This is a genomic window from Photorhabdus sp. RM96S, from assembly GCF_042879335.1.
In the GTDB taxonomy this organism is placed as follows: Bacteria; Pseudomonadota; Gammaproteobacteria; order Enterobacterales; family Enterobacteriaceae; genus Photorhabdus; species Photorhabdus kayaii.
Genome location: NZ_JBHFKT010000050.1, coordinates 1 through 20,273 on the forward strand (window position 1 = coordinate 1; position 20,273 = coordinate 20,273).

Annotated in this window: 19 protein-coding genes and 1 pseudogene; 9 read left to right on the forward strand and 11 right to left on the reverse strand. The window is 45.3% G+C overall.

Annotation, left to right across the window (positions count from 1 at the left end):
- Nucleotides 1–419 precede the first annotated feature (419 nt).
- From ACGF49_RS21575 to fecI, 8 genes are all read right to left on the reverse strand, one after another.
- Complete coding sequence (locus ACGF49_RS21575; protein WP_113043611.1) at nucleotides 420–3,731, reverse strand: DEAD/DEAH box helicase; 3,312 nt, start codon at nucleotides 3,729–3,731, stop codon at nucleotides 420–422.
- Between the two features lie 528 nt (nucleotides 3,732–4,259).
- On the reverse strand, nucleotides 4,260–5,027 hold the full coding sequence (gene fecE, locus ACGF49_RS21580) for a Fe(3+) dicitrate ABC transporter ATP-binding protein FecE (protein WP_228899551.1): 768 nt from the start codon (nucleotides 5,025–5,027) through the stop codon (nucleotides 4,260–4,262).
- The gene (gene fecD / locus ACGF49_RS21585; RefSeq protein ID WP_228899598.1) at nucleotides 5,028–5,984 is read right to left on the reverse strand and encodes a Fe(3+) dicitrate ABC transporter permease subunit FecD; all 957 of its coding nucleotides are present in this window, start codon (nucleotides 5,982–5,984) and stop codon (nucleotides 5,028–5,030) included.
- Nucleotides 5,981–6,979, reverse strand: a complete 999-nt coding sequence (gene fecC, locus ACGF49_RS21590) for an iron-dicitrate ABC transporter permease FecC (RefSeq protein WP_228899552.1) — start codon at nucleotides 6,977–6,979, stop codon at nucleotides 5,981–5,983. The genes fecD and fecC overlap by 4 nt, the downstream gene beginning before the upstream one ends.
- On the reverse strand, nucleotides 6,976–7,884 hold the full coding sequence (locus tag ACGF49_RS21595) for a Fe(3+) dicitrate ABC transporter substrate-binding protein FecB (RefSeq protein WP_113043607.1): 909 nt from the start codon (nucleotides 7,882–7,884) through the stop codon (nucleotides 6,976–6,978). Before ACGF49_RS21595 ends, fecC begins: the two co-directional genes overlap by 4 nt.
- A gap of 59 nt (nucleotides 7,885–7,943) precedes the next feature.
- The gene (fecA, locus tag ACGF49_RS21600) at nucleotides 7,944–10,304 is read right to left on the reverse strand and encodes a TonB-dependent Fe(3+) dicitrate receptor FecA (RefSeq protein ID WP_387492726.1); all 2,361 of its coding nucleotides are present in this window, start codon (nucleotides 10,302–10,304) and stop codon (nucleotides 7,944–7,946) included.
- A gap of 84 nt (nucleotides 10,305–10,388) precedes the next feature.
- On the reverse strand, nucleotides 10,389–11,354 hold the full coding sequence (fecR, locus tag ACGF49_RS21605; RefSeq protein ID WP_387492729.1) for a ferric citrate uptake sigma factor regulator FecR: 966 nt from the start codon (nucleotides 11,352–11,354) through the stop codon (nucleotides 10,389–10,391).
- 1 nt (nucleotide 11,355) lies between these two features.
- Entirely contained in the window at nucleotides 11,356–11,877 is a 522-nt protein-coding gene (gene fecI, locus ACGF49_RS21610; RefSeq protein WP_113043604.1) for a ferric citrate uptake sigma factor FecI, read from the reverse strand.
- A gap of 402 nt (nucleotides 11,878–12,279) precedes the next feature.
- On the opposite strand from fecI, the gene ACGF49_RS21615 reads away from it, so the two are divergent.
- From ACGF49_RS21615 to ACGF49_RS21630, 4 genes are all read left to right on the forward strand, one after another.
- Nucleotides 12,280–12,432 (forward strand): molybdopterin-dependent oxidoreductase, encoded by a 153-nt coding sequence (locus tag ACGF49_RS21615; protein ID WP_113043603.1) that lies wholly within the window; start codon nucleotides 12,280–12,282, stop codon nucleotides 12,430–12,432.
- Nucleotides 12,433–12,840: 408 nt separating this feature from the next.
- Entirely contained in the window at nucleotides 12,841–13,788 is a 948-nt protein-coding gene (locus ACGF49_RS21620) for a 2OG-Fe(II) oxygenase family protein (protein ID WP_262978147.1), read from the forward strand.
- On the forward strand, nucleotides 13,785–14,516 hold the full coding sequence (locus ACGF49_RS21625; RefSeq protein WP_113043601.1) for an SDR family NAD(P)-dependent oxidoreductase: 732 nt from the start codon (nucleotides 13,785–13,787) through the stop codon (nucleotides 14,514–14,516). Before ACGF49_RS21620 ends, ACGF49_RS21625 begins: the two co-directional genes overlap by 4 nt.
- Before the next feature lie 131 nt (nucleotides 14,517–14,647).
- The gene (locus ACGF49_RS21630) at nucleotides 14,648–14,941 is read left to right on the forward strand and encodes a hypothetical protein (RefSeq protein WP_113043600.1); all 294 of its coding nucleotides are present in this window, start codon (nucleotides 14,648–14,650) and stop codon (nucleotides 14,939–14,941) included.
- A gap of 103 nt (nucleotides 14,942–15,044) precedes the next feature.
- Here the strand turns inward: ACGF49_RS21630 and ACGF49_RS21635 are convergent, their stop codons facing one another.
- On the reverse strand, nucleotides 15,045–15,173 hold the full coding sequence (locus ACGF49_RS21635) for a helix-turn-helix domain-containing protein (protein WP_113043619.1): 129 nt from the start codon (nucleotides 15,171–15,173) through the stop codon (nucleotides 15,045–15,047).
- A gap of 85 nt (nucleotides 15,174–15,258) precedes the next feature.
- Between ACGF49_RS21635 and ACGF49_RS21640 the strand changes: the two genes are divergently transcribed.
- The 3 genes from ACGF49_RS21640 (at nucleotide 15,259) to ACGF49_RS21650 (ending at nucleotide 16,135) form a co-directional block, all read left to right on the forward strand.
- The gene (locus ACGF49_RS21640; protein WP_113043599.1) at nucleotides 15,259–15,519 is read left to right on the forward strand and encodes a type II toxin-antitoxin system Phd/YefM family antitoxin; all 261 of its coding nucleotides are present in this window, start codon (nucleotides 15,259–15,261) and stop codon (nucleotides 15,517–15,519) included.
- A 140-nt stretch (nucleotides 15,520–15,659) separates the two neighbouring features.
- Nucleotides 15,660–15,815, forward strand: a complete 156-nt coding sequence (locus tag ACGF49_RS21645; RefSeq protein ID WP_315901995.1) for an arylsulfatase — start codon at nucleotides 15,660–15,662, stop codon at nucleotides 15,813–15,815.
- Between the two features lie 5 nt (nucleotides 15,816–15,820).
- Nucleotides 15,821–16,135, forward strand: coding sequence for a type II toxin-antitoxin system RelE/ParE family toxin (locus tag ACGF49_RS21650; protein WP_113043598.1), 315 nt, complete (start codon nucleotides 15,821–15,823; stop codon nucleotides 16,133–16,135).
- A 94-nt stretch (nucleotides 16,136–16,229) separates the two neighbouring features.
- Here ACGF49_RS21650 and ACGF49_RS21655 read toward each other — a convergent pair.
- Nucleotides 16,230–17,249 (reverse strand): annotated as a pseudogene (locus ACGF49_RS21655) (IS630 family transposase).
- An 87-nt stretch (nucleotides 17,250–17,336) separates the two neighbouring features.
- Here ACGF49_RS21655 and ACGF49_RS21660 point away from each other — a divergent pair.
- The gene (locus ACGF49_RS21660) at nucleotides 17,337–17,813 is read left to right on the forward strand and encodes a very short patch repair endonuclease (RefSeq protein ID WP_113043597.1); all 477 of its coding nucleotides are present in this window, start codon (nucleotides 17,337–17,339) and stop codon (nucleotides 17,811–17,813) included.
- A gap of 248 nt (nucleotides 17,814–18,061) precedes the next feature.
- Entirely contained in the window at nucleotides 18,062–19,162 is a 1,101-nt protein-coding gene (gene dcm / locus ACGF49_RS21665) for a DNA (cytosine-5-)-methyltransferase (RefSeq protein WP_228899554.1), read from the forward strand.
- A gap of 61 nt (nucleotides 19,163–19,223) precedes the next feature.
- Here dcm and ACGF49_RS21670 read toward each other — a convergent pair whose 3' ends face one another.
- The gene (locus ACGF49_RS21670) at nucleotides 19,224–20,258 is read right to left on the reverse strand and encodes a restriction endonuclease (protein WP_387492739.1); all 1,035 of its coding nucleotides are present in this window, start codon (nucleotides 20,256–20,258) and stop codon (nucleotides 19,224–19,226) included.
- Nucleotides 20,259–20,273 lie beyond the last annotated feature (15 nt).

The following is a 20,273-nucleotide window of genomic DNA, read 5'->3' on the forward strand; positions in this document are numbered from 1 at the left end:
TTCAACTAAGTTGTCCATAGCCTGTTCCCCCTCGGAGCTGTTTTTGGTGTGCACCAAAACTTTGCTCCTGGAACAGGCTTCTCGTCAATTTCTTATCCAGAATTCGGGTTATATAGGATATCTCAATAGAACAATGGGATATCCTATGGTTAATCATATTTAATTAACCTGAACTTCGCTTAAGCAGGGAACTAAAGCGCCTGAGGTACGATCAAATTTTGCTAAAGAAAACAAAATCGTGGAGATCCTCAGGCTATGGTTACTTTAGAAGAACTTTAGGGGGTATTCTTAACATGGTGGCAAGCTCCGTTTGGTAAACGCAACTTAATTAAAACAAAGTGCCGGATAAAAAATCAGCATTTTGTCAATAATCTGTTTACTCATTTCGTTATTCGTTTTTTGATCATTCCACCTTGGAGTTATTGTAAATGATGATATGTTCCCACTGGCAACTCCTTGGCTACATCACGAAACCAAGGCAAACCATGCCATACCGCTGGATCGCCAATTATGAAAATGTGTTTTTTTGCTCGGGTGAGCGCAACGTTTAACAGATTAGGCTTGCTGGCAGCCCATTTTGCGCCGCCATCATTATTTTCGTCGCAGCCTAGGACAAAAATGACAATATCGTTTTCTTTGCCCTGAAAAGTATGCACTGTACCAATACAATTTTTTTGCCATACGTTGAGTTCTTTTCGTGTCATCAATGGCATAGATTGCCGCCAGGTAGCCAGATCACGCTTTCCTAATAATTCACACAGTGCTGACTTAACTGCTTTGAACGGTGTAATAACATAAATCGAATGAAGAGAAACATTTGCAACAAGCAGTTGGTCCAATAACTTGAGCAAATCTTTACCGTGGCTGTCACGATATTGTTTTTCACCTGTCCCTCCAACCGATGCCAGCCAATGGTTTTCCAGAATGTTGTTCATAGGTTGGCAGCGAATCTTGTCAGCATCAAGCCCATGAATCATGCGGCCATTGTAGGCCATCTTATTAGCCAAACTGAACATTGGTTCAATACAACGACGGTGTACCCACAATGGAATACCTAGCCAGATCAGGTTGTTCATGACTTCTAATTCACATCCCCAATGATTGACGCGATCAGCAACCTGTTGCACTGAAAGTAATCCCGGATTCCAGTCTTTAGCCTTTTCATTCAGAGCATCTAGGCAAAGACGTTCAACCAACGGCGGAGGGGTCGTAAATACCGGTTCAATCTGCAAAGGGTCTCCAACAACCAGTACCCGTTTTGCACGCCAGAGTCCCCCGACAGCTTGTTGTGGAGGTGCTTGGCCGGCTTCATCGATCATTAACCAGCCAAGTTCTTCGCTTTCCACTCCGTGGAACATGCGCCCTATAGATGCGAAAGTTGTGGATAATACGGGCACAAACATAAACAGCGTTTGCCACCAGCGTATAGGCGTGATTTTGGAATGAGGTTGTGCTAAAAAAGCCGCGAGATTAAATATTATGAAGTCTCTAAAACGAGGTACTCCTAGTGCTTCATAAAGCCAAGCCTGATGAAGTTCCATCGCTGTGATAAATAATGCGGAACGTTGACGATTTATCTGTGCGTTCTGCCAAAGGGCCGTTCGTTGTAATGTTGCATCAGTGATAGGTTGGTTGATATCTGGCAATGTGATATCGGAAAACTGCTGCTTCAAAGTTTGTAGAGAACGATGGTCATTCACCCGCTGTTGGATAATTTTTTCGATATTCTGTTGTAAGGTTCGCTTTTTTTCAATTATGTCATTAACTGACTTGCGTTGTTCCGCAACACGCTGGGCTTGTTCGGCTTGCAATCTCATCAGTCTTAATACTTCGTGTTGTGCACACTGCAACGTTTCTTTATACACATGCACTCGCTTGCGATTCATCAGACGCATTAGCCATCCTGGTGCATCACTTTCGATAATTTTTTGTTGCTGTTCCGCATGTTGGAGCTGTTTTCCTAATACATCTTGCTCTGTTTTCACCTGTTCCAGCCTGTTAAGCTGTGTTTCGTACAGTCCTTCTATTTGCTTCAACTTCAGTGATAACGTGTCGAATGAATCGTTATGCTGTTTTTCTATCAGATGCACAAACATTTCTAGTTGCTGTTGAAGTTTTTTTGTCTTTTCCAGACATACGAGGAAACGTTTTTTAGCGGTGGCGAAAGAGATGGGGTTGTGATAGTGCCTCCAGCGCCAAAGACTGAGAAAGTTCTCTTCAGCGGGACGAGAGGCTTCAGTTGGGGTGTCGCGTAAAAAATGTTCATCAAAAAATAAGCGATCAGAAAATTTAGTCCGGTTTGGTTTGTTGCCCAAAGCAGCGGAAATGATCCCCCAGCATTGTTTCTCTTCCTTCAATGGACGATAGAGGTGATAGGTTCTAACTTTTCCCTGACTATTTTTACTTTTTTTATGTTCGCGCTTCGGGCGGTTCTCGGCAGCTATCTGGTTTGCGGTTGGTGCTAAATAGTCAAGCGATTGGAATTCTTCAGCCAATGATTTCTTTTGCGGCAATTCTTTTGATATGTTTTCTGCTGCGGCGTTGTTGGATGACGCAATGACCATTTCGAAACCAGTGAGTGCATTCACAATAAAACCGGAATTGTCCAGCGTGTCATCAACTTTTTGATAACGCGTAAGTATCTTCGCTCGTTCAACAATGTTATGTGCTATTAGATCGCGCAGAAGCGTTGTTTTTCCAGTTCCCGGAGGGCCGTTGACGGAAAGCAGCCCACCATCAGCGAGCTCTTCTATCGCCGTATTAATAGCAAATTGCTGCATTAGCGACATGGCATGTTTGGGATCGGAAGGCCAGCGTCCATGAGGCATCTTCGCTGGATGGAGTTTACTGATGATGGAGGCAAGCCCGTCTTGTGAATAAAGGTCTGGATTCCTGGGGACACTATGATGAGAAAGATATGCTCTGAGAGCTTTGCATCTATCTCCTCGTTTTAGGGCCGTAATAGCGTATTCAATGTCCTCAAAGAAAAAACTATTTAAAATAGGAAGTGCAAAGGTTTTATCATTAGCGCTGACTTCTTCTTCAATTTCATCGCTATTTTCTTGTGATGCTTCTGTACAGTCGCCATTTCCCTCCATCCAGTCTATTTGTAAAGCATATTGCCATTGGGGTTCAAAATCTGCCCAACTCACCAGATGTGTCGTCAACAGTGTTAAAATATCATTTGCTTTTAAAATACCGGGGCCATTTTCTCGTATTGGCTTCAGAGAGACGCTAAAGTTGCCGAGGGTATTTTTAAGATGCTCGCAACTGGCTGAAAATACCTTCGTATTAAGCTGTTCAAAACGTTCATCACGCAGGTGCCCTAAAGCCCAAGGAAGAGAACTCACTGAAAATTTATCCAGAGCAGGGTTTCCTTCCGTGCCTAATGGAATTTTGGCAAAGCAGGTTGTTCCTTCTTTATCCAGCCGTTGCTCAAATTCTTCTGCATAATACCCTTCATCTGGACCAAACACCGCTTGGCTGATCGCGTTAGCGATAGCTTTATCAAACAAACCGACGTACAAGTTGTATAAGACTTTTTGATCGGGAATATCATGTTGTTGACGGAGTTCTGACGAAAGCCAGGGTAGTGCCTTATCTCCCAGCTGATAGAGTGTTTTAAGCGGAATTAGTAAGCTTTTATCTTTTTTTTCAAGTGTATAAGGTTGGAAGAACTCTATACGTTGCCAGGTACGGAGAATATCATTCGAAAGGGAAATTGCGGCCATCATAGCTCTTTGAATTATCTAATAAATGCCTTGAATGATAAGAGTACAGCAATCAATATGGGTTTTGTAGGCGTTTGGCTTAAGCGTTATGACATACGTCACAGTCTGGTAACAAAGCCCCCCATACTTTATTCATCTTCCTTATCACGAAGCACTATTCGGGAATGCTAGCTACAAGATAGGTTAAGTGTCGTATATTTGCTGTGATGAAGAAATAGCCAGAGGAGAACAGCAAATTAAATGGATGATTTAACAAAATTATTCCCTGATGTTGCGGATGCGAGAGCATCTTCACTTCGATAAAAATGAGCCCCAAAATGAAGCCTAATGTTCGTCAAATCGAGACCGCAAAGCCTAAATAACGTTAACTTTACCTAAGAACAGCAATTATAAGCATCACATAAATTCAAGCTCGGCTTTTTGGGTTGGAAGGTATAAACAATTAATCCCGAAACAACCTTTAACAAAAAGCCGAACATATTAAGCCGCACTGGAAAAGAGAACCAACACGTTACATTAGATTCCTGCTTAACACACTACACACATTGGTTTACCTGAAACGGGTTCGGGGTGAATTTCCGCTTCGATGCTGAATACCTGCTGTAATAATTTCGGGGTCATAACCTCCTCGGGTGAACCTTGGGCGATAACCTGCCCTTGGGAAAGCAGCACCAGGTGGTCACAGTACCGGCTAGCCTGATTGAGGTCATGAAGTACAGTCACGACTGTTTTTCCTTCGTTGTTCAGTTCACGCAGCAGCTTCATCAATTCCACCTGATGGTTGATGTCAAGATATGTAGTGGGTTCGTCGAGCAGTACCACCGGTGTATCTTGGGCCAGAACCATTGCCAGAAAAGCGCGTTGGCGCTGCCCGCCTGAAAGGTCGGCAACGCGTTTATCGGCAAGATGGCTAATCTGCGTTTTTTCCATTGCCTGTTGTACAAGATGACGATCATGAGGTGCTAAACGCCCCCAGAACGTAAGCCAGGGGCTGCGTCCGTATGCAACCAGTTCATGGACGGCGATCCCTTCTGGTGTGAGAGGGTGTTGCGGTAAAAGCGCCAGATGTCTGGCGAGCTTGCGTGAGGAAAAGTGCGCTAAAGGTTCACTATCTATTGTTATCTTTCCAGATAATGGTGTTAATAGCCGCGAAAAGCATTTCAGTAATGTTGATTTCCCGCAGCCGTTAGGGCCGAGCAACGCCGTGATTTTCCCGGTCGGGAGGGTGAGCGACAGGTCATTCAGAATGCGTTTCTCCCCGTAGCCCGCAGATAACTTTTCCGTAGCCAGTTCCATTTAACGTGTCCTCACTAAAAGCCAGAAGAAATAAGGAGCGCCAATGATGGCGGTCAGTACGCCAGCAGGCAATTCCATTGGTGGAGCTATGGTCCTTGCCAGCAAATCGGCTAGCAGCAGAACCTGTGCACCCATAAGCATGGATGCTGGTATAAGCCAGCGATGCCGTCCTCCCACAAGTCTGCGAACGAGATGGGGTACCACGAGGCTGATAAAGCCAATCGGACCGCAAACGGCGACGCCTGTTGCGGCGAGCGCGACTGCCAGCATTAATCCCCAGGATTGTACGTGTGGGAGCGAGACGCCCAGTGTGCTGGCGCTGTCATCACCGAGTGCCAGCAAATCTAAATCGCGACAAAAGCGTAGGCTGAGCGGTATCAGTATCATCAATACCGGCAGGGCTATAGCCACAAACTGCCAGTCGCGTCCCCACAGACTGCCCGTCAGCCACAAAAGCGCGTTGTTGATATCTTGTGGGCGCGAGAGCATGAGGTAATCGGTGATGCTTGTCCAGGTAGCTGAAAGTGCCACGCCAACCAGTGCAAGGCGCAGTGGCGAAGAGGGACCGGCAATCGCCCGCAGCAGGATTAGTGCGGCTATTCCACCGCAAAAAGCGAGTAGTGGAAGCCACTGCACCGACAGAGAAGGGAAAAGTATCAGCGCACTTACCGACGCCAGGCTTGCTGCATGATTTACCCCCAGTACATCGGGGGAGGCCAGTGGATTACGAACAATCCCTTGGACCAAAACGCCGGAAAGTGCCAGTGCAGCGCCTACAGTGATGGCGAGTAAAATACGCGGTAGGCGGTACTGCGTTAGCATAAAGTGGTGTTTGTCACTGGGTTGCCAGCCGCTTATTAACGCGTCCCAGGGAAGTGGTTGTGCGCCCATGCGTAGCGCTAGCACCAGCGTAATTGCCAGAAACATGACCAACAGTGAGATAACCTGACGATTCATGTTCGCCTCCTTGCCAGCCAGACAAAGCAAGGGGCACCAATCAGCGCCAGTACCGCACCTGCCGGGAGTTCTCCTGGCCAGGCCAGTGTACGGGCCAGTAAATCCGCAAGTAGCATAAACACTGCTCCCAGCAACATGCACATTGGCAGTGTGCGGCGTAGATCATAGCCAACCCAGAAACGCGCCAGATGGGGCATTAGCAGACCAATAAACACGATCGGTCCTGCCACACTGACGCAGACCCCTACCAGAATCAGCACCGCCAGACTGATGAAGATACGTAGTCGCGTCAGGTTCACGCCAAGTGTATGGGCACTGACATCGCCAGCGTTGAGCAGATTAAGCGATTTCGCCAATAACAAGACCGCAGGTACAGTGACCACGGTGAAAGGGAATAGTTGCCAGAATTCAGGCCAGAGAACATGGGAGATTCCACCCGCCAGCCAATAGAAAATGCTGTAAGCATGATCTTCGGCAAGCAGTAGCGTAATACGTGTTAGTGCCATACATAAGGCAGATAAGGCAATGCCCGCCAGAATTAGCTGGTTGCGATCGTATTTTTGCTGCCAGCTACCACTTGCGGCCATCACCATCATCCAGCTAATGCCACCGCCGCAAGCTGCCACCAAAGAAATAGAATATCCGGCCAGCGGTGTCGGGCTGAAAGCGCTGGTCAGCGCCATAGCCAGTGCTGCTCCACTGTTAATGCCCAGTAAGGAGGGTGAGGCCAGCGGATTATGAGTGAGCGTCTGGAGTAGTGCGCCGGCCAATGCCAGAGCTGCGCCAAGCAGAATAGCAACCAGACTGCGTGGTAGCCGCAGATTGATAACCAGCGCTTCAGGCAATGTCGGTGTATGACCTGGCACCAGCGCCTTAAGTGCGCTAATGGCGGGAATGGGAATAGCGGAGTAGCAAAACAGGCTTAGCCAGAACGCACTAAACAGGGCAACCAGCGGCAATCCCCAGCGCCAGACCGCATGGTGATGGCGTCTCATGGTGTTTCATTAACGGGTTGATGATGGAAGATTTTTACCGCATCACTGCCAATGCGTTCAGCGGCAAATATCCCGCGCATACGAGCCCAAGTATTGCTATCTACCGCTGTTATCTGATGCTTGTGCTGTGCTGTCATCATCTGCCACAGCGTATCTTGCTGCCAGCGCTTCACGATGCTTTCTTGGCGATAGTGGGCGACGATAAGCCAGTCAGGATTGAGTGCCAGTAACTGCTCTAAGTTGAGAGAAGCCATTGCTGCATGATTAACTGGCGCCGGAACTTTCAGCCCTAATGCCGTTAAGACGCTGCCGGTATAAGTATCGCTGGAGTGCAGGTTAAATTGCTGTTCGCGCGAGGTGCCAAAAACCACACTGACGCCTTGTGGCAACTGACTGGCATAGCCTTTCATGCGTTCACGGTGTTCTGCCAGCCGTTGTTGCATCTCACTCTCTTTCCCCATGATTTTGCCGATGATCGCGGCAGATTGCAGGTTTTCTTCGTAGGTTTCGTTGCGGGACTTTAGCAGTAGGACGGGCGCGATGCCTTTGAGCGCCCGATAAATCCCCGCGTGGCGTTGGCTGTCTGCAATGATGAGATCAGGTTTTAACGCGCTGATGGCTTCAAGGCTTGGCTGAGCGCGAGTGCCCGTTGATTGCCAGGGTTTAATACGCTGGCGAACATCCGTGAGGATGCGCTGCGGATCATTATCATCGGCAATACCTACCGGGCTGATATTGATGGCGGCCAATGCATCAACAAACGATAATTCCAGCACAACTACGCGCTGGGGAACGGTATTGAGGGTAAAACTGCCCTGCTCATCTTGTACCGTGACCGCAATGGCATGGGGCAGGCTGGTGAAGAAGAGCAAAACGATAAACATTACGTGAATCGGTGCAAGCATAACTTAGCTCCAGAAATAGCAAAGCCGGGCAATAGCCCGGCGAGCGGATGAGTGTAACATCAGAATTTTAGCGAACCCAGCATATAGAACGTACGTGGCTGCCCGGCGTAGAGACCTTTGTTATTATCATCATAGGAACGGGTGTAATACTCGTGGTCAAAGATGTTTTTCACCCCAAAGGCCAGACTCAGATTAGCCATTTGTGGACCGAAGTCATACGCCACGCGCGTATCCCACAGCATAAAGCCCGGAATACGGCCGGTGCTTCCATTGGCGCTTTCCTGCACGGTATTAGCGTTATCAGCAAACTGGCTGGATTGGGATGCGCTGTTGAGGTTGAAAGTCCAGCTACCCGGTTTGTAATCTATGCCAAATGCACCTTTATGTTTCGGTGAGAACGGCACTTGATTCCCGTAGCTGTCACCTTCTTCACGAATTTCTGCGTTGACATACGTGTAACTGGCGTAAACCGAAACGTTATTCAGCTTGGGCGTAAGTTCGGAAAGATCGTAACGTGCCTGAGTTTCCAGTCCTGTGTGTCGGGTTTTCCCACGTGCCGTAACGGTATCATTAGTCTGGTTGGAGTCGTACTGATTGTTGAAGTTAATCAGGAACAGCCCCATTTCCGCTGCCAATGCGCCGTCATCGTAGCGAGTTCCAACTTCCCAAGTTCGCGCCTTTTCAGGTTCTACATTGCCGCTTTTCACAGCCTTGCCAATTTGGCTGTACTGTACGGTACCGAATGAGCCTTCCGTATTGGCGTAAAGATTCCAGCTATCAGTAATATGATAAAGAACATTGAGTGCAGGCAGCGGCGCATCGTAACTTACTTCTTGGCGGGTGCCTTTCACATTGTTGTTTTGGAAGGATTTGATATGTTCGAATCGTATTCCAGGCGTGATGGTCCAGTTGCCGATATCAATGCGGTCGTCAATATACCAAGCATGAGCCTCGGTGCCGGAGCGAGTATTACGGTCATAAGGGCTTGATGTGCTGGGTAATTCGCCGCTGCTGGTGGCGGTGTAGTAACGCATTTCGTGACTGGATTCATTCACATAACGGTAGCCAATCCCTACTTCGTGGGCTGAAGGACCTAAATTGAAGAGCTGGCTATAGTGTGGTTCGATGCTGCGCACCCAATATTCTCGCGGGGAAAGGGTAATGCGCTTGCCCTGCTCAAGATAACCGCTGCGCAAGGTATGAGTGTATAAGCCCTGAATATTGAATTTGTGCTGCTGGTCGGGTTGATACTGATAGCTGAGACTTGCGAGCTGACGGCGGCCCCAGAAGCGGTCATATGGGCGAGTGGATTGCCAGCGATTGGCATCGTAATCGGCGCGTGAAAGGCCACCGGGCATATCCGCACTGCCATCGTAATATTGCAGTAGGCTGTTGAAGGTATGCACTTCATTGGGTGCATAGCGGCTTTTGAGCATCACGTCGTCAATGTGCGTGGCGCTGTGCTCGCGCCAGTCGCTGCCGCGTGTGCCGGAGTAGAGAAGCGCTGTGCCGAAACCATTATCTGCCGTACCGCCAATCATCAGATTATTGGTCTCTTTTGGATTATTTTGTGAGGATGTGGGGCTAAGTTGTCCTTCCACACTGGCATCAATACCAAAATCCTGCGGGATAGCGCGGGTCACGAAATTCACCACACCACCTACGCTTTGTGGCCCGTAGCGTACAGCGCCGCCGCCGCGTACCACGTCTATTGCGTCCATATTGCCGAGAGATACTGGCGCTAATGATAGCTGTGGCTGTCCATAAGGCGCGTAGGGTACCGGAACGCCGTCCATCAGAACCGTAGAGCGGCTGGCGAGACGTGGGTTCAGGCCACGAATGCCAAAGTTCATCGCCAGGTCGTGGCTGCCGGTACCGTTGTTTTCCGGTGCGTTGACGCCGGGAATGCGGTTCAGCACTTCACGCATTGTGGTTGCGCCTGTTTTAGCAAAATCTTCTCGGCGGATGACATCACGTGCGCCTGCATGTTCAAACACGTCAGCTTCACGGGCACTCCCTAGCCAGTCGCCTACTACGGTCAGCACGTCTTTCTGCGCAACAGGGGCAGGTTCGAGTGTGAACGTGTTATTGCCCAATGTTTTCACCTGCAAATCAGTGCCGACCAGCAAGGTGTTCAGTCCATCGGTGATGGAGTAATTGCCGTGTAGACCGCTACTCTGTTTGCCGCGGGTTAAGCTGGCATCTACTGAAAGGGTAATACCGGCGTGGGTGGAGTACTGATTAAGGACTTTATCCAGTTCGCCCGCATTAATGTCATAGTGTGCGCTAGTTGGCTCTACCGCAGCATACGTTATCCCTGAGGTTAGGCAAGCCACCGGTAACAGGCTCAAACGAATCGCCATTACCAGCGGTGTTGCTGTGTGAAGCGCGCGCAGTGGCTGTGCACGTAAAGGCATCATAACGTCTCCGTAATCATTTTGTTGCTGTATTCATTTATGAAGTCGAACGAGGAAACAAAAAGGACAATTGAAAATGATTATTTTTTACGTTAATGATTTTTCTGCGGGCAGAACATTCACCCAGAAACGGGTAATGTATTGAATCTTAACGGGAAGTGTTTTCTCTATGACGGTTAATATCGTATCGGTATTTTTCATCGGGAAAGTGCCGCTTAACCGTAGCGAGGCGACGGCTGGGTCGCAGCGTAATATACCGCTTCGATAGCGGGAGAGGGTTGCTATCACTTCATTCAGTGGTTTATCGCTGAAACTTAGTACACCCTGCGTCCATGCGTTGTCTTCGGCGGTTGCCGCGGTCAGTTCACCAAAATCGGTGGAGCTGAATCTTAGACTTTCTCCCTGACGCACAATACATTTACGGTCGGCACCGGTCAGTATCACCTCTACGGCATGTTGCTGCACGCTGAGTAGTGTGGCGTTGGCTTCCTGACGAACCGTAAATTTGGTGCCTAGCGCAGTCAGTTGTGCATGACGAGTTTGTACACGCAACAGCTTTGCTTCGGTATCATGCCCGGTAGTGATGGCAATTTCGCCGTACCAGAGATGTATCAGACGTTGTTGAGGAGTAAAATGGACATCTACGGCACTGTCGGTATTAAGTGTAAGCAGTGTGCCATCGCTCAGTCGATGATGCTGAATATCCCCTTTAGCAGTATGGTAATCGGCCCGCAGGCTTTCTCCCACCTCCGAACACCACAGTTGCCAGCCACCGCCAGCTCCTAGTAGTAACAGTATGCCTTTCATCACCTTGCGTCGTGACAGGTAAGTTTCCTGAAGTGCGTGGCTTGCCACATTACCTGGCACTACAAGCATCTGGTTGCGCAGATTTTCCACTTGCTGCCATGCCCACTGATGATCCTGATGCTGTTCGTACCAGCGCTGCCATTTTTCAGTTTGCAGCGGGCTTACCTGATCGCTATTCAGTATCGCATACCAGTGTGATGCTGATTTTAATGCCTGGCGGCGAGAATGGGTTAACATGGTGTCCATATCAGAGTCCATGCTCCAGACGAAACAGCAGGCAGTGCTCGGTGGCTTTGGCCATATATTTTTTCACGGAACTGACGGACACATTGAGGCGTGAAGCAATGTCGCTATAGGTCAAATTTTCAAGCTGAGACAATAAAAATGCTTGGCGCATTTTGCTGCTCAGGCCATCGATCATCTGGTCGATTTGCTGGAGTGTTTCAAGTTGACACTGACGGATCTCAGGCGAGGGCATAAATGCCTCGGGCCGTTGCGCCAGCAGTTCCAGATAGGCGTTTTCCAGCGCGTTGCGGCGAAACAGATCGATCATCACTCTTTTGGCGATCGTGCAGAGGAAAGATTTTTGGTCGCGAATGGCTTGCAGCGAGTCGCCGGCCATCACACGCAGGAAGGTATCCTGCGCTACGTCGTCGGCGTCAAAGGACGATTGCAGTTTGCGAGTGAGCCAGTTTTTCAGCCAGCCATGATGCTCGCCGTAAAGCGATTCAAGTGTTAGCTCAGCGGAAACAACAATGTGGTCAGACATAACCTATAACATCAAAAGTCAATAATCACGGCATCATCTTAATGTGAGAATGGTTATCATTACAATCATTACTAAGGTTTTTTATTTCATATTGATATGATTCGAGTCGGTGTAGTCGGGAGACTTATCACTCATTCAAGTAAATACGCCTTATCCTAAACGTGATAAAACAGGTATTAAGAAAAGCCATTTTTGTCTATCAGTGTGGTTTTAGAATCTGGAAAAAGAGGCAAGTGTACTATGTGTAACAGCCCGCGTTTAAAATCCAGCGGACTCGCATTTATCCGTTTTTTCGGCTCAAATTAATTGCAAATGAAATTCATCATATCGGCAACCTAACCGCCAACATTCTGTCGCGCGAACCGGAACAAGCTGATTGTTAAACAATGCCCTGATTTTCCTATGAAAAGGACGCAACCAAAAGGAGCAACAGATCCCGGTTGGGAAAGCATCAGTTGGGAAGAAGCTATGGCCACGCTTGCTTCGCAATTAGAAAAATTCAAAAAGGAAAATGGTGCTGAATCTGTCTCTTTTTCAGTAACATTTGAATCATGAATACTTCAAACTGATTTCTGCATATATTGCTAAATTTGAATCATGAATATTTCAAACTGATTTCTGCATATATTACTAAATTTGAATCATGAATACTTCAAACTGATTTCTGCATATATTGCTAAAAAGTAGCGAATCCTTGAAATTACCAAATGGGCATCATAAAATGAAGATTCAAGTACCAGTCATAGAGTATAAGGATATTTATACTGACCATTTTGAAGCCGGTCGGTTTATACTTAAATATGCTCCAGGAGGCCAGGCAGAAAATAAAACGAAATAGATACAGAGATAGATATGGATATGAGATTGTTGGAAAATTTGAATCATGAATGCTTCAAACATGACTTCTGCATATATTGCTAAAAAGTAACGAATCCTTGAAATTACCAAATAGGGCATCACAATATGAAGATTCAACAAGTACCAGTCATGGAGTATAAGGATATTTCTACTGGCCATTTTGAAGTCAGCCAGTTTATTGAAATTTTGAAAAAGTTCGGACATATTCACATCACCAATATTATTGATCCTGCTTTTGCCATTGGATCCGTACATCTAAAGCGTGTTGCTCAGCAACTATTTTATCTACCTGACGAAATTAAAATGCAGTTTTATATTGGTAACTCTGACGGTCATCGAGGATACGTTCCGGTTACTGAGAAAGGACAATATGCAGACGAAAAGGATCGAGTGTACGAGGCGTTTGATATCGGCCCCGCAGGTGGTGCGCCTGGGTGGATTCTGAGCGGAGAAAATCGCTATCCAAGACAGGTTTTAAACGCAAGCGAGGTTATCGATAGGTATTTTGATTTTTCGCTTTCACTCGGGCGTTTGATCACTTCTGCGTTCATATCACATTACAGCTATCATGAAATCAACATTGTTGATGCAACCTGTAATCCAGCAAGCCAGCTCCGACTGATTCATTATCTTTCGCATGAGCCAGAAGAAATCCAACAGGCGTCCAGCATGGGTGCCCATACAGACTATGAGTTTTTCACTCTTTTATTGCAGGATTCTCCGGGACTGTTCTATAGAATGAATAATAACGAGCCTTGGCAGGCCATACCTGCAATGAAAAACTCTCTATTACTAATTGCGGGCGATGTACTGGAAGTACTTTCAAATGGAGAAATTCGCTCACTTATTCACCGGGTGTTGGCTAATGGTGACGAACGATATAGTTTCGCATTCTTTATGAACTTTAACCCTGATATACACTTAAAACGGCCAGGCAAACCTGATTTTAATATTGGTAATCATCTGATTTCACAACTGACTCGGGATTTCCCATATCTTCGCAGCAAAATAAGTGCAACTTATAACCCCGTATTTGAGGAGAGCACAAAGTGAGGAGGTTTGAAAATAAACGAGTGGTTGTAACTGGCGGGGCAAGCGGGATAGGAGAAGCTACCGCAAGGCGGTTTGCATCAGAGGGCGCGAGAGTTGCTGTCATTGATTTAAACGAGATGCCACTTATAGACGAAACATATATTAAGTATGGGGGCGAACTTTTTCTTGTCTGCAATATTTGTTGTGAAAAGTCTGTAGCAAACTCATTTGCGACCATTCGTGAATGCTGGGGTGGAATCGATATTCTCGTCAATAATGCTGGGATTAGCATTCGACACCAAAGCTTCAGGAGCATCTCTTCTGAGGCATGGAATAAGGTAATTAATACTAACCTTAATGGACTATTTAACATTAGTAAAGCGGCACTAGATATCATGCATGAGGGGGTAATTGTTAATACTGCATCTGTAAATGCTTTAGGGGCGTTTCCACACTATGCGGACTATAATGCATCAAAGGGCGCTATTGTTTCACTCACTCGCACAATGGCTATCGAGCTCGCCCCCAAAATCCGTGTTGTCTCAATATCTCCCGGCGCAGTCCTTACTCCCATGCAACTTGCTGAATATACCCCTGAAATGATTGAAGAGGTGAACAAGGGTATCCCCCTTGGAAGGCATGCCAGACCGGAAGAAATTGCTGCGATGACCGCATTCCTTTGCTCAGATGAAGCTGCATTTATAACTGGACAGAATTTTATAATTGATGGTGGAGAAACTGCCAAATGATCATTCTTGAAAAGTCGATAGACACGGTTGATGTTTCTGGATAGGGGGATAAAGTACGAGAGTGCGCAAGTTCTTTTAATCCTTTTCTGTAATTTTATCACTTGTGGGGTAGCTCTTATGTCTTATGTCTTATGTCTGGTCTGCGTCTTAATGGCCTTGATATAGGTTATATGTATGGATTGATGGCTGCATTGTGTATATCGGCAGCCATAATCATCACTGAGAATCTTTCCCGGCTTCTTGGTGTGAGTCGTTTTACCCTTGTTTTTTGGCAGTTGCTGGCGGGTACATTCATTATGAGTTACTGGCCAGTAACTCATGGGGTCAGTGGTATGTTTGAGAAGCATGAGATCGTGGCAGTACTGTTCGCTGGTGTCTTCGTTTCAAGCTGTGTGTCTGTTCATTCAGGTGACATGGCAACGTAGAATCACCGACACTCAAACGGCTCTTATTTTAACATGGACCTGGTGTTTGCTGCCCAGTTTCGGGTCCAGTGGAAGAACCCCCAGATCTGTAAACTTGTGAATGCTACGAATTGTCAGTGCACTTAAATGTGTTCAAAACGCGGTAGATTGTCGCTTCGCCTAGCTTGAACTCCTTGGCTAATTGACCAATCGTGGCTCCAGACTGACGACGTAGATAAATGTCATTTCGTATACTTTTTGATAGCTTTAAATTTGATCAAGTCGTTCGATTCGTTTATATTGTTTGAATCATACCATTATTCAATGAGGGGATTATTATGGATGCTCTTTCTGCCAATGAAGCCAAAACCCAGTTTGGCGACATGCTACTCAAAGCACAACGTGCCCCAATTCAAATAAATAAAAACGGAAAACCCGTCGCGGTGGTTATCTCAATGGATGAGTACGAAGGTATTGAAACACTCCGGTTAAAATTATTACAGTCAAGAGCGGCACAGGCCAGCGTTGATATTGAATCCGGTAACACCGCCGATGGTGAAGCTTTTTTTAATGAACTGAGATCAGGTCTGTACGATTAGATATTAAGGAGAAAAAAATGTCTGTAGCCGGGCTGAGTGCAGAACAATTACAGCGGGTGTAGCGTATACACGACTATACTACCCGTTTTCCTCTTACCGAAACTGGCAATACGCAATTACTGAAAACGTGTTACGACTATATGGGTATATTCAAACAAGTGATAGACAGTACATCAACTGCCCAACTGGATGATATCTGCCAGCAATACACCGGGTTTTTCCGATTCGCCAAACTGATGGAAATGCTGGCTCAGGGTATTGCTGAGGGCATTATCGACGCTCCCAGGGATCATTAACCATAATGGACATACCAAACTACCGCTTAACGCCTGATGCACAGGCCGATTTTATCGAAATCCGCCGTTTTACTGTACAGCAATGGGGTAAGATGCAATCGGAAAAATACCTGTTAGAACTTCAACAAACCTTTCGTTTGCTGGCTGTTACCCCTGCTCTGGGGAGAAGCAGGCCGGACGTGGGAGCGGAAGTATTGAGTTTCCCTCATGCCAGTCATGTTATTTATTACATAATCCATGAACGGCAACCCTTTATATTTGGTGTACTGCACAAACGAATGGTGCCCGCAAATCATCTGGACGGACGCGGGATGATTTGACTGTTTGGCCTCATTGAATCCGGGACTTACAATGGAAAATATCAAGCGTATTCACTTATTATCCAGTACAGAAATCGAAGAATTCTATACCCGCTTAACTTGAAGATGCAGGATTCAGAACCTGGAAGTTGTCATTAATACGGCACGACAGGTTCCCGGCAAGTTCCGGTAATATTTCCGTAAAAAAGCGATGTATTGCCTGCCGGAACAAGGCCGTCGAGGCGAAATAATGGTTATTTCTGACCTGTTCATTCATCACCTTCCACAGCCTTTCTATCGGGTTCAGATTCGGGCTGTATGGCGGTAAGTCATGAAGGTCGATATTCATCACATAAGCCCAGTCTTTCACCAACTTACTCCGGTGGTAACCGGCTCCGTCAAGGATAATATGAACCTTGATAGGTTTCACGCAGGGTAATGAAGAACTCGGCGATGTGATAACTGTCGATACGGTCATATTCGCACACCACCGTTTTACTGATATCGGCCAGATTCAGGGCACCCATCAGGTTCAGACGGGTACGGCTGTCCATTGTTTTCACCGCATTTTCTGGCCTTTGCGCATCCAGCCATAAGCGAGTTTCGTCCCCTGCGTGGGATGGACGCTATCAATGAACAGGATGGGCTCATGGTCTCCGGCTTCCTGCTTCAGTTTCCTGTAGGCTTCCATAAAGGCCCGTTGCTGTTCCGCATTGAACTTGTGTGGCACGCCGGTCGGTTTTTTATAGCTGAAGCCATTGTGGTGCAGCCATTTGTTCATGCCGGGAACGGTGTAACTGATATCCCACCCTTCTTTGACAAGACGGATAACCGCCTGTGTAGTGGGCAGAAGATTGGCGGTCAGATAAGCGATAAGTTCCTGGGTCTGTGTTTCGCTGAGATGGCTCTGAGAGCCGCCATTTTAGGGTTTCAGTTTGCGGTGATTAAGGTAATCGCTGATATGATGGTTAACGGTCGTTTCATGAAGACGCAGGGCCTGAGCGATCATCACTGAACTCCAGCCCTCAGAGGCCAGCAGAACCGCTTTTATGCGATCACACTCCCTCTTATCACGGCAGGTGTGATGGAGGTGTTCAAGTTCGGCTTTTTGTTCATCGGTAATGAATATTTTCATGACTGATACAATGATCCTCACTTTGGGGAAAGTCAAGCAGTTTCAATGAGCACGGGTATATTTGTTTTTGTTAAGGAGGAAAATGGAATGAAAGCGATATCAAAAATTAAACGCTCGCATATCATGAGGTCTATACACTCAAAAAGCACAAAGCCAGAAATCATTGTCGGAAAAATCCTAAACAATCTTGAGATTAATCACATCTCCCAATGTGAAAAAATATATGGCAAACCAGATTTTGTGTGTGTCGAGCATAAGGCCGCCATACTTGTTAATGGCTGTTTTTGGCACAGTCATTCGTGCCACATGTTTAGGCCGCCAAAATCTACAAGTGAATATTGGACCAAAAAGCTCAAAAATAATATAGAAAGGGATATGCGTGTTATATCTAATTTAAACAATCTTGGTTATAGGGTTCTGGTTGTATGGGAGTGTGCATTGTTAGGGAAGAAAAAACTGGACAGCATTATTTTGCAGGATTGTATTGAAGAGTGGATTTTTACAGGTATTAGAAATTGCGAGATAGACTATCAAGGGATTAAACTTATGCAGTCGTTATGCTAGCAAACCTAAACAGTGAAGATCGAGAAATCATCCCTCTCTCCTTTCTTTGACTCATTAAGCTCTTACTTCATCCTTCATTATGGCGTTTTTTATACGGTTTTGCGCACACTTAAATAAACAAAAAAAACTATAAAAACAATAAGATAAAAATAAAAAAATTATTTCACAACTTATGTTGTGCACACATCAGGTTTTGTTTATCATGTATAAAAGATCAGGTTAAGGCCGATGAGAACGAGAGTGAAGAAATGACAACAAGCATTACACCAGAAATTAAAAGCGAGAAAATCCATTTACGGATTACTCCATCTCAAAAGGAAATATGGAAAGCTTTAGCTGAGGCGCAAGGTGTAAGTTTAGCAGCATGGATTGAAAATAAAATATCGATGGCATTAGCATCGAATAGTGATATCTTTCAAAAAGAAAAATATAAATTGGTTTCGCTTTTTGCTGGTTGTGGCGGAATGGATTTAGGCTTCTGTGGCGGTTTTTCTGTCTTGAATAAAGAATATAAAAAAACAAAATTTGAAATTATTTGGGCTAATGAATTCAACCCCAATGCAGTAAAAACATATAAGAAAAACTTTTCTCATGATATCGTTGAAGGCGACATATGGGAACTTATCGATTCAACCCCTACAGAATGTGATGTACTGATAGGAGGCTTCCCCTGCCAAGATATATCTATCAATGGTAAAAGAGCTGGCGTAGACGGAAAGCGCAGCGGTTTATATCTTGCTATGGTCGAAGCTGTTAAACGCTCACGACCAAAGATTTTTATTGCTGAAAATGTCAAAGGGCTACTCATGAAGTATAACGAAGAATCTTTAGCCCGTGTTATAAAGGATTTCAGTGAATTGGGTTATAATGTTAGTTATAAACTATATAATTCAGCCAATTTTGGTGTACCCCAAACGAGAGAGCGAGTTTTTATTGTTGGAACATTACATGGAAATCTTTTATTCAAAGAACCTGTTGATATTCTCCATAAAAACGAATGGTTGACTTGTTATGATGCGATTCATGATTTAGAAACCGTTGATGAAGATCGCAATCTTAATCATATTTGGAGTAAGGCTAAAAAAAGCCCAGACCAAGGAAGTAGACGTTTAAAGGAAGATAAGCCATCTCAGACTATAAGAGCGGAATGTCATGGTAATATTCAGTTCCATTATAAATTAGATCGTCGTATTTCGATGCGAGAGGCTGCACGTCTCCAGTCATTTCCTGATAATTTTGTTTTTGAATCGAACTTGAGGGAAACCGAAAGACAGGTTGGAAATGCTGTTCCACCGGTTTTAGCTTGGCATTTAGCGCAAGCTGTTGAAGAATATCTCGATAAATTATAAACAATATATTTAGAATACCATGACTGATAACAAATAACAGTCATGGTATTGTTGTAAAGACTCAATATTTAGCAGTTATAAATAGAGTTTCTGATGGTCTCCATCCTACAGCATAGGTATCTGCCAGTTTTAACCAGTACTTAATTCTTTCTTCTTTGGGAAGAATTACTCCCCAATACTCTTCAAATAAGGCATCTTCTAATTCATAAAACGCTCGAAGCATTTCGACCTCTATATCTTTTAATGTCCTTTCTATATAATTGCCACCTCTTTCTGGCGACGATCTCATTGCAACACTTCCAGCAGAAAATAAATCTCTAGCTTGATTACACAATATGCCATAATATGTTAGAAGAAACATTGTCACATCATCGTATTTTCCCGATACTCGGCTAGATTTAACAATCTGTGGACAAAGTACTGCTGATTCTGCTCGATACTTTCGCTTCTCCGGCTGAGAAAGTTTTGTATATAGCCTTATTTCCAATGGTAGAGTTCTTTCATCAGGTTGATCATCAATCCACCAAAGCCTTTCACCGGGCTTTAACCTATTTTTTGCATACTTTCTAATGAAGGGCATTTTTTCTTCCGGACTTAAAATCCTGAAGTCGTTATAGCTTATATTGAGCTTATCGAATAATGGTTCTTTGGCATTAATTTCCACTTCAAATCTTGGAACATGAGACGTTCTTACATGCATGATACATTCTTCATAACGTCCCCATTTAGCTTCTGGTTCTCCGCCAATTTTTCCAAAAAGTAGATATATATAATCTACTCCCTGCTTACGACTCCCTTCGAAAATGCTATTTGCTATTGATCTCCATGTATTATTATCTGAATATTTTACTTCTACACCAAAGTTTCCAATAATTATGTCTGGAAACTCTTGTGCAGGCGGATTCATATCTACAGATAACCCCATGTCCGTTAATATTTCTCCTAAAACCGCTCTGACTCTTTGCTCAAATTTTTTTGAGTTATGATGCTCGTTTGATGATTTCAAGTCTTGAGTGAGTTTTTCTGTTGCCTTAGTTAATAAGGTCTCAAAAATTTGGCGCTCTATCATTTTCCATCTAACATTTTTTCTATCCATATATGCCATTAGATT

Coding starts and splice junctions, on each gene's coding strand:
- ACGF49_RS21575 (WP_113043611.1), bottom strand. CDS start 3,731: ATGGCCGCAATTTCCCTTTCGAATGATATTCTCCGTACCTGGCAACGT.
- fecE (WP_228899551.1), bottom strand. CDS start 5,027: ATGGAACTGGCTACGGAAAAGTTATCTGCGGGCTACGGGGAGAAACGC.
- fecD (WP_228899598.1), bottom strand. CDS start 5,984: ATGAATCGTCAGGTTATCTCACTGTTGGTCATGTTTCTGGCAATTACG.
- fecC (WP_228899552.1), bottom strand. CDS start 6,979: ATGAGACGCCATCACCATGCGGTCTGGCGCTGGGGATTGCCGCTGGTT.
- ACGF49_RS21595 (WP_113043607.1), bottom strand. CDS start 7,884: ATGCTTGCACCGATTCACGTAATGTTTATCGTTTTGCTCTTCTTCACC.
- fecA (WP_387492726.1), bottom strand. CDS start 10,304: ATGATGCCTTTACGTGCACAGCCACTGCGCGCGCTTCACACAGCAACA.
- fecR (WP_387492729.1), bottom strand. CDS start 11,354: ATGGACACCATGTTAACCCATTCTCGCCGCCAGGCATTAAAATCAGCA.
- fecI (WP_113043604.1), bottom strand. CDS start 11,877: ATGTCTGACCACATTGTTGTTTCCGCTGAGCTAACACTTGAATCGCTT.
- ACGF49_RS21615 (WP_113043603.1), top strand. CDS start 12,280: ATGAAAAGGACGCAACCAAAAGGAGCAACAGATCCCGGTTGGGAAAGC.
- ACGF49_RS21620 (WP_262978147.1), top strand. CDS start 12,841: ATGAAGATTCAACAAGTACCAGTCATGGAGTATAAGGATATTTCTACT.
- ACGF49_RS21630 (WP_113043600.1), top strand. CDS start 14,648: ATGTCTGGTCTGCGTCTTAATGGCCTTGATATAGGTTATATGTATGGA.
- ACGF49_RS21640 (WP_113043599.1), top strand. CDS start 15,259: ATGGATGCTCTTTCTGCCAATGAAGCCAAAACCCAGTTTGGCGACATG.
- ACGF49_RS21645 (WP_315901995.1), top strand. CDS start 15,660: ATGGGTATATTCAAACAAGTGATAGACAGTACATCAACTGCCCAACTG.
- ACGF49_RS21650 (WP_113043598.1), top strand. CDS start 15,821: ATGGACATACCAAACTACCGCTTAACGCCTGATGCACAGGCCGATTTT.
- ACGF49_RS21660 (WP_113043597.1), top strand. CDS start 17,337: ATGAAAGCGATATCAAAAATTAAACGCTCGCATATCATGAGGTCTATA.
- dcm (WP_228899554.1), top strand. CDS start 18,062: ATGACAACAAGCATTACACCAGAAATTAAAAGCGAGAAAATCCATTTA.
- ACGF49_RS21670 (WP_387492739.1), bottom strand. CDS start 20,258: ATGGATAGAAAAAATGTTAGATGGAAAATGATAGAGCGCCAAATTTTT.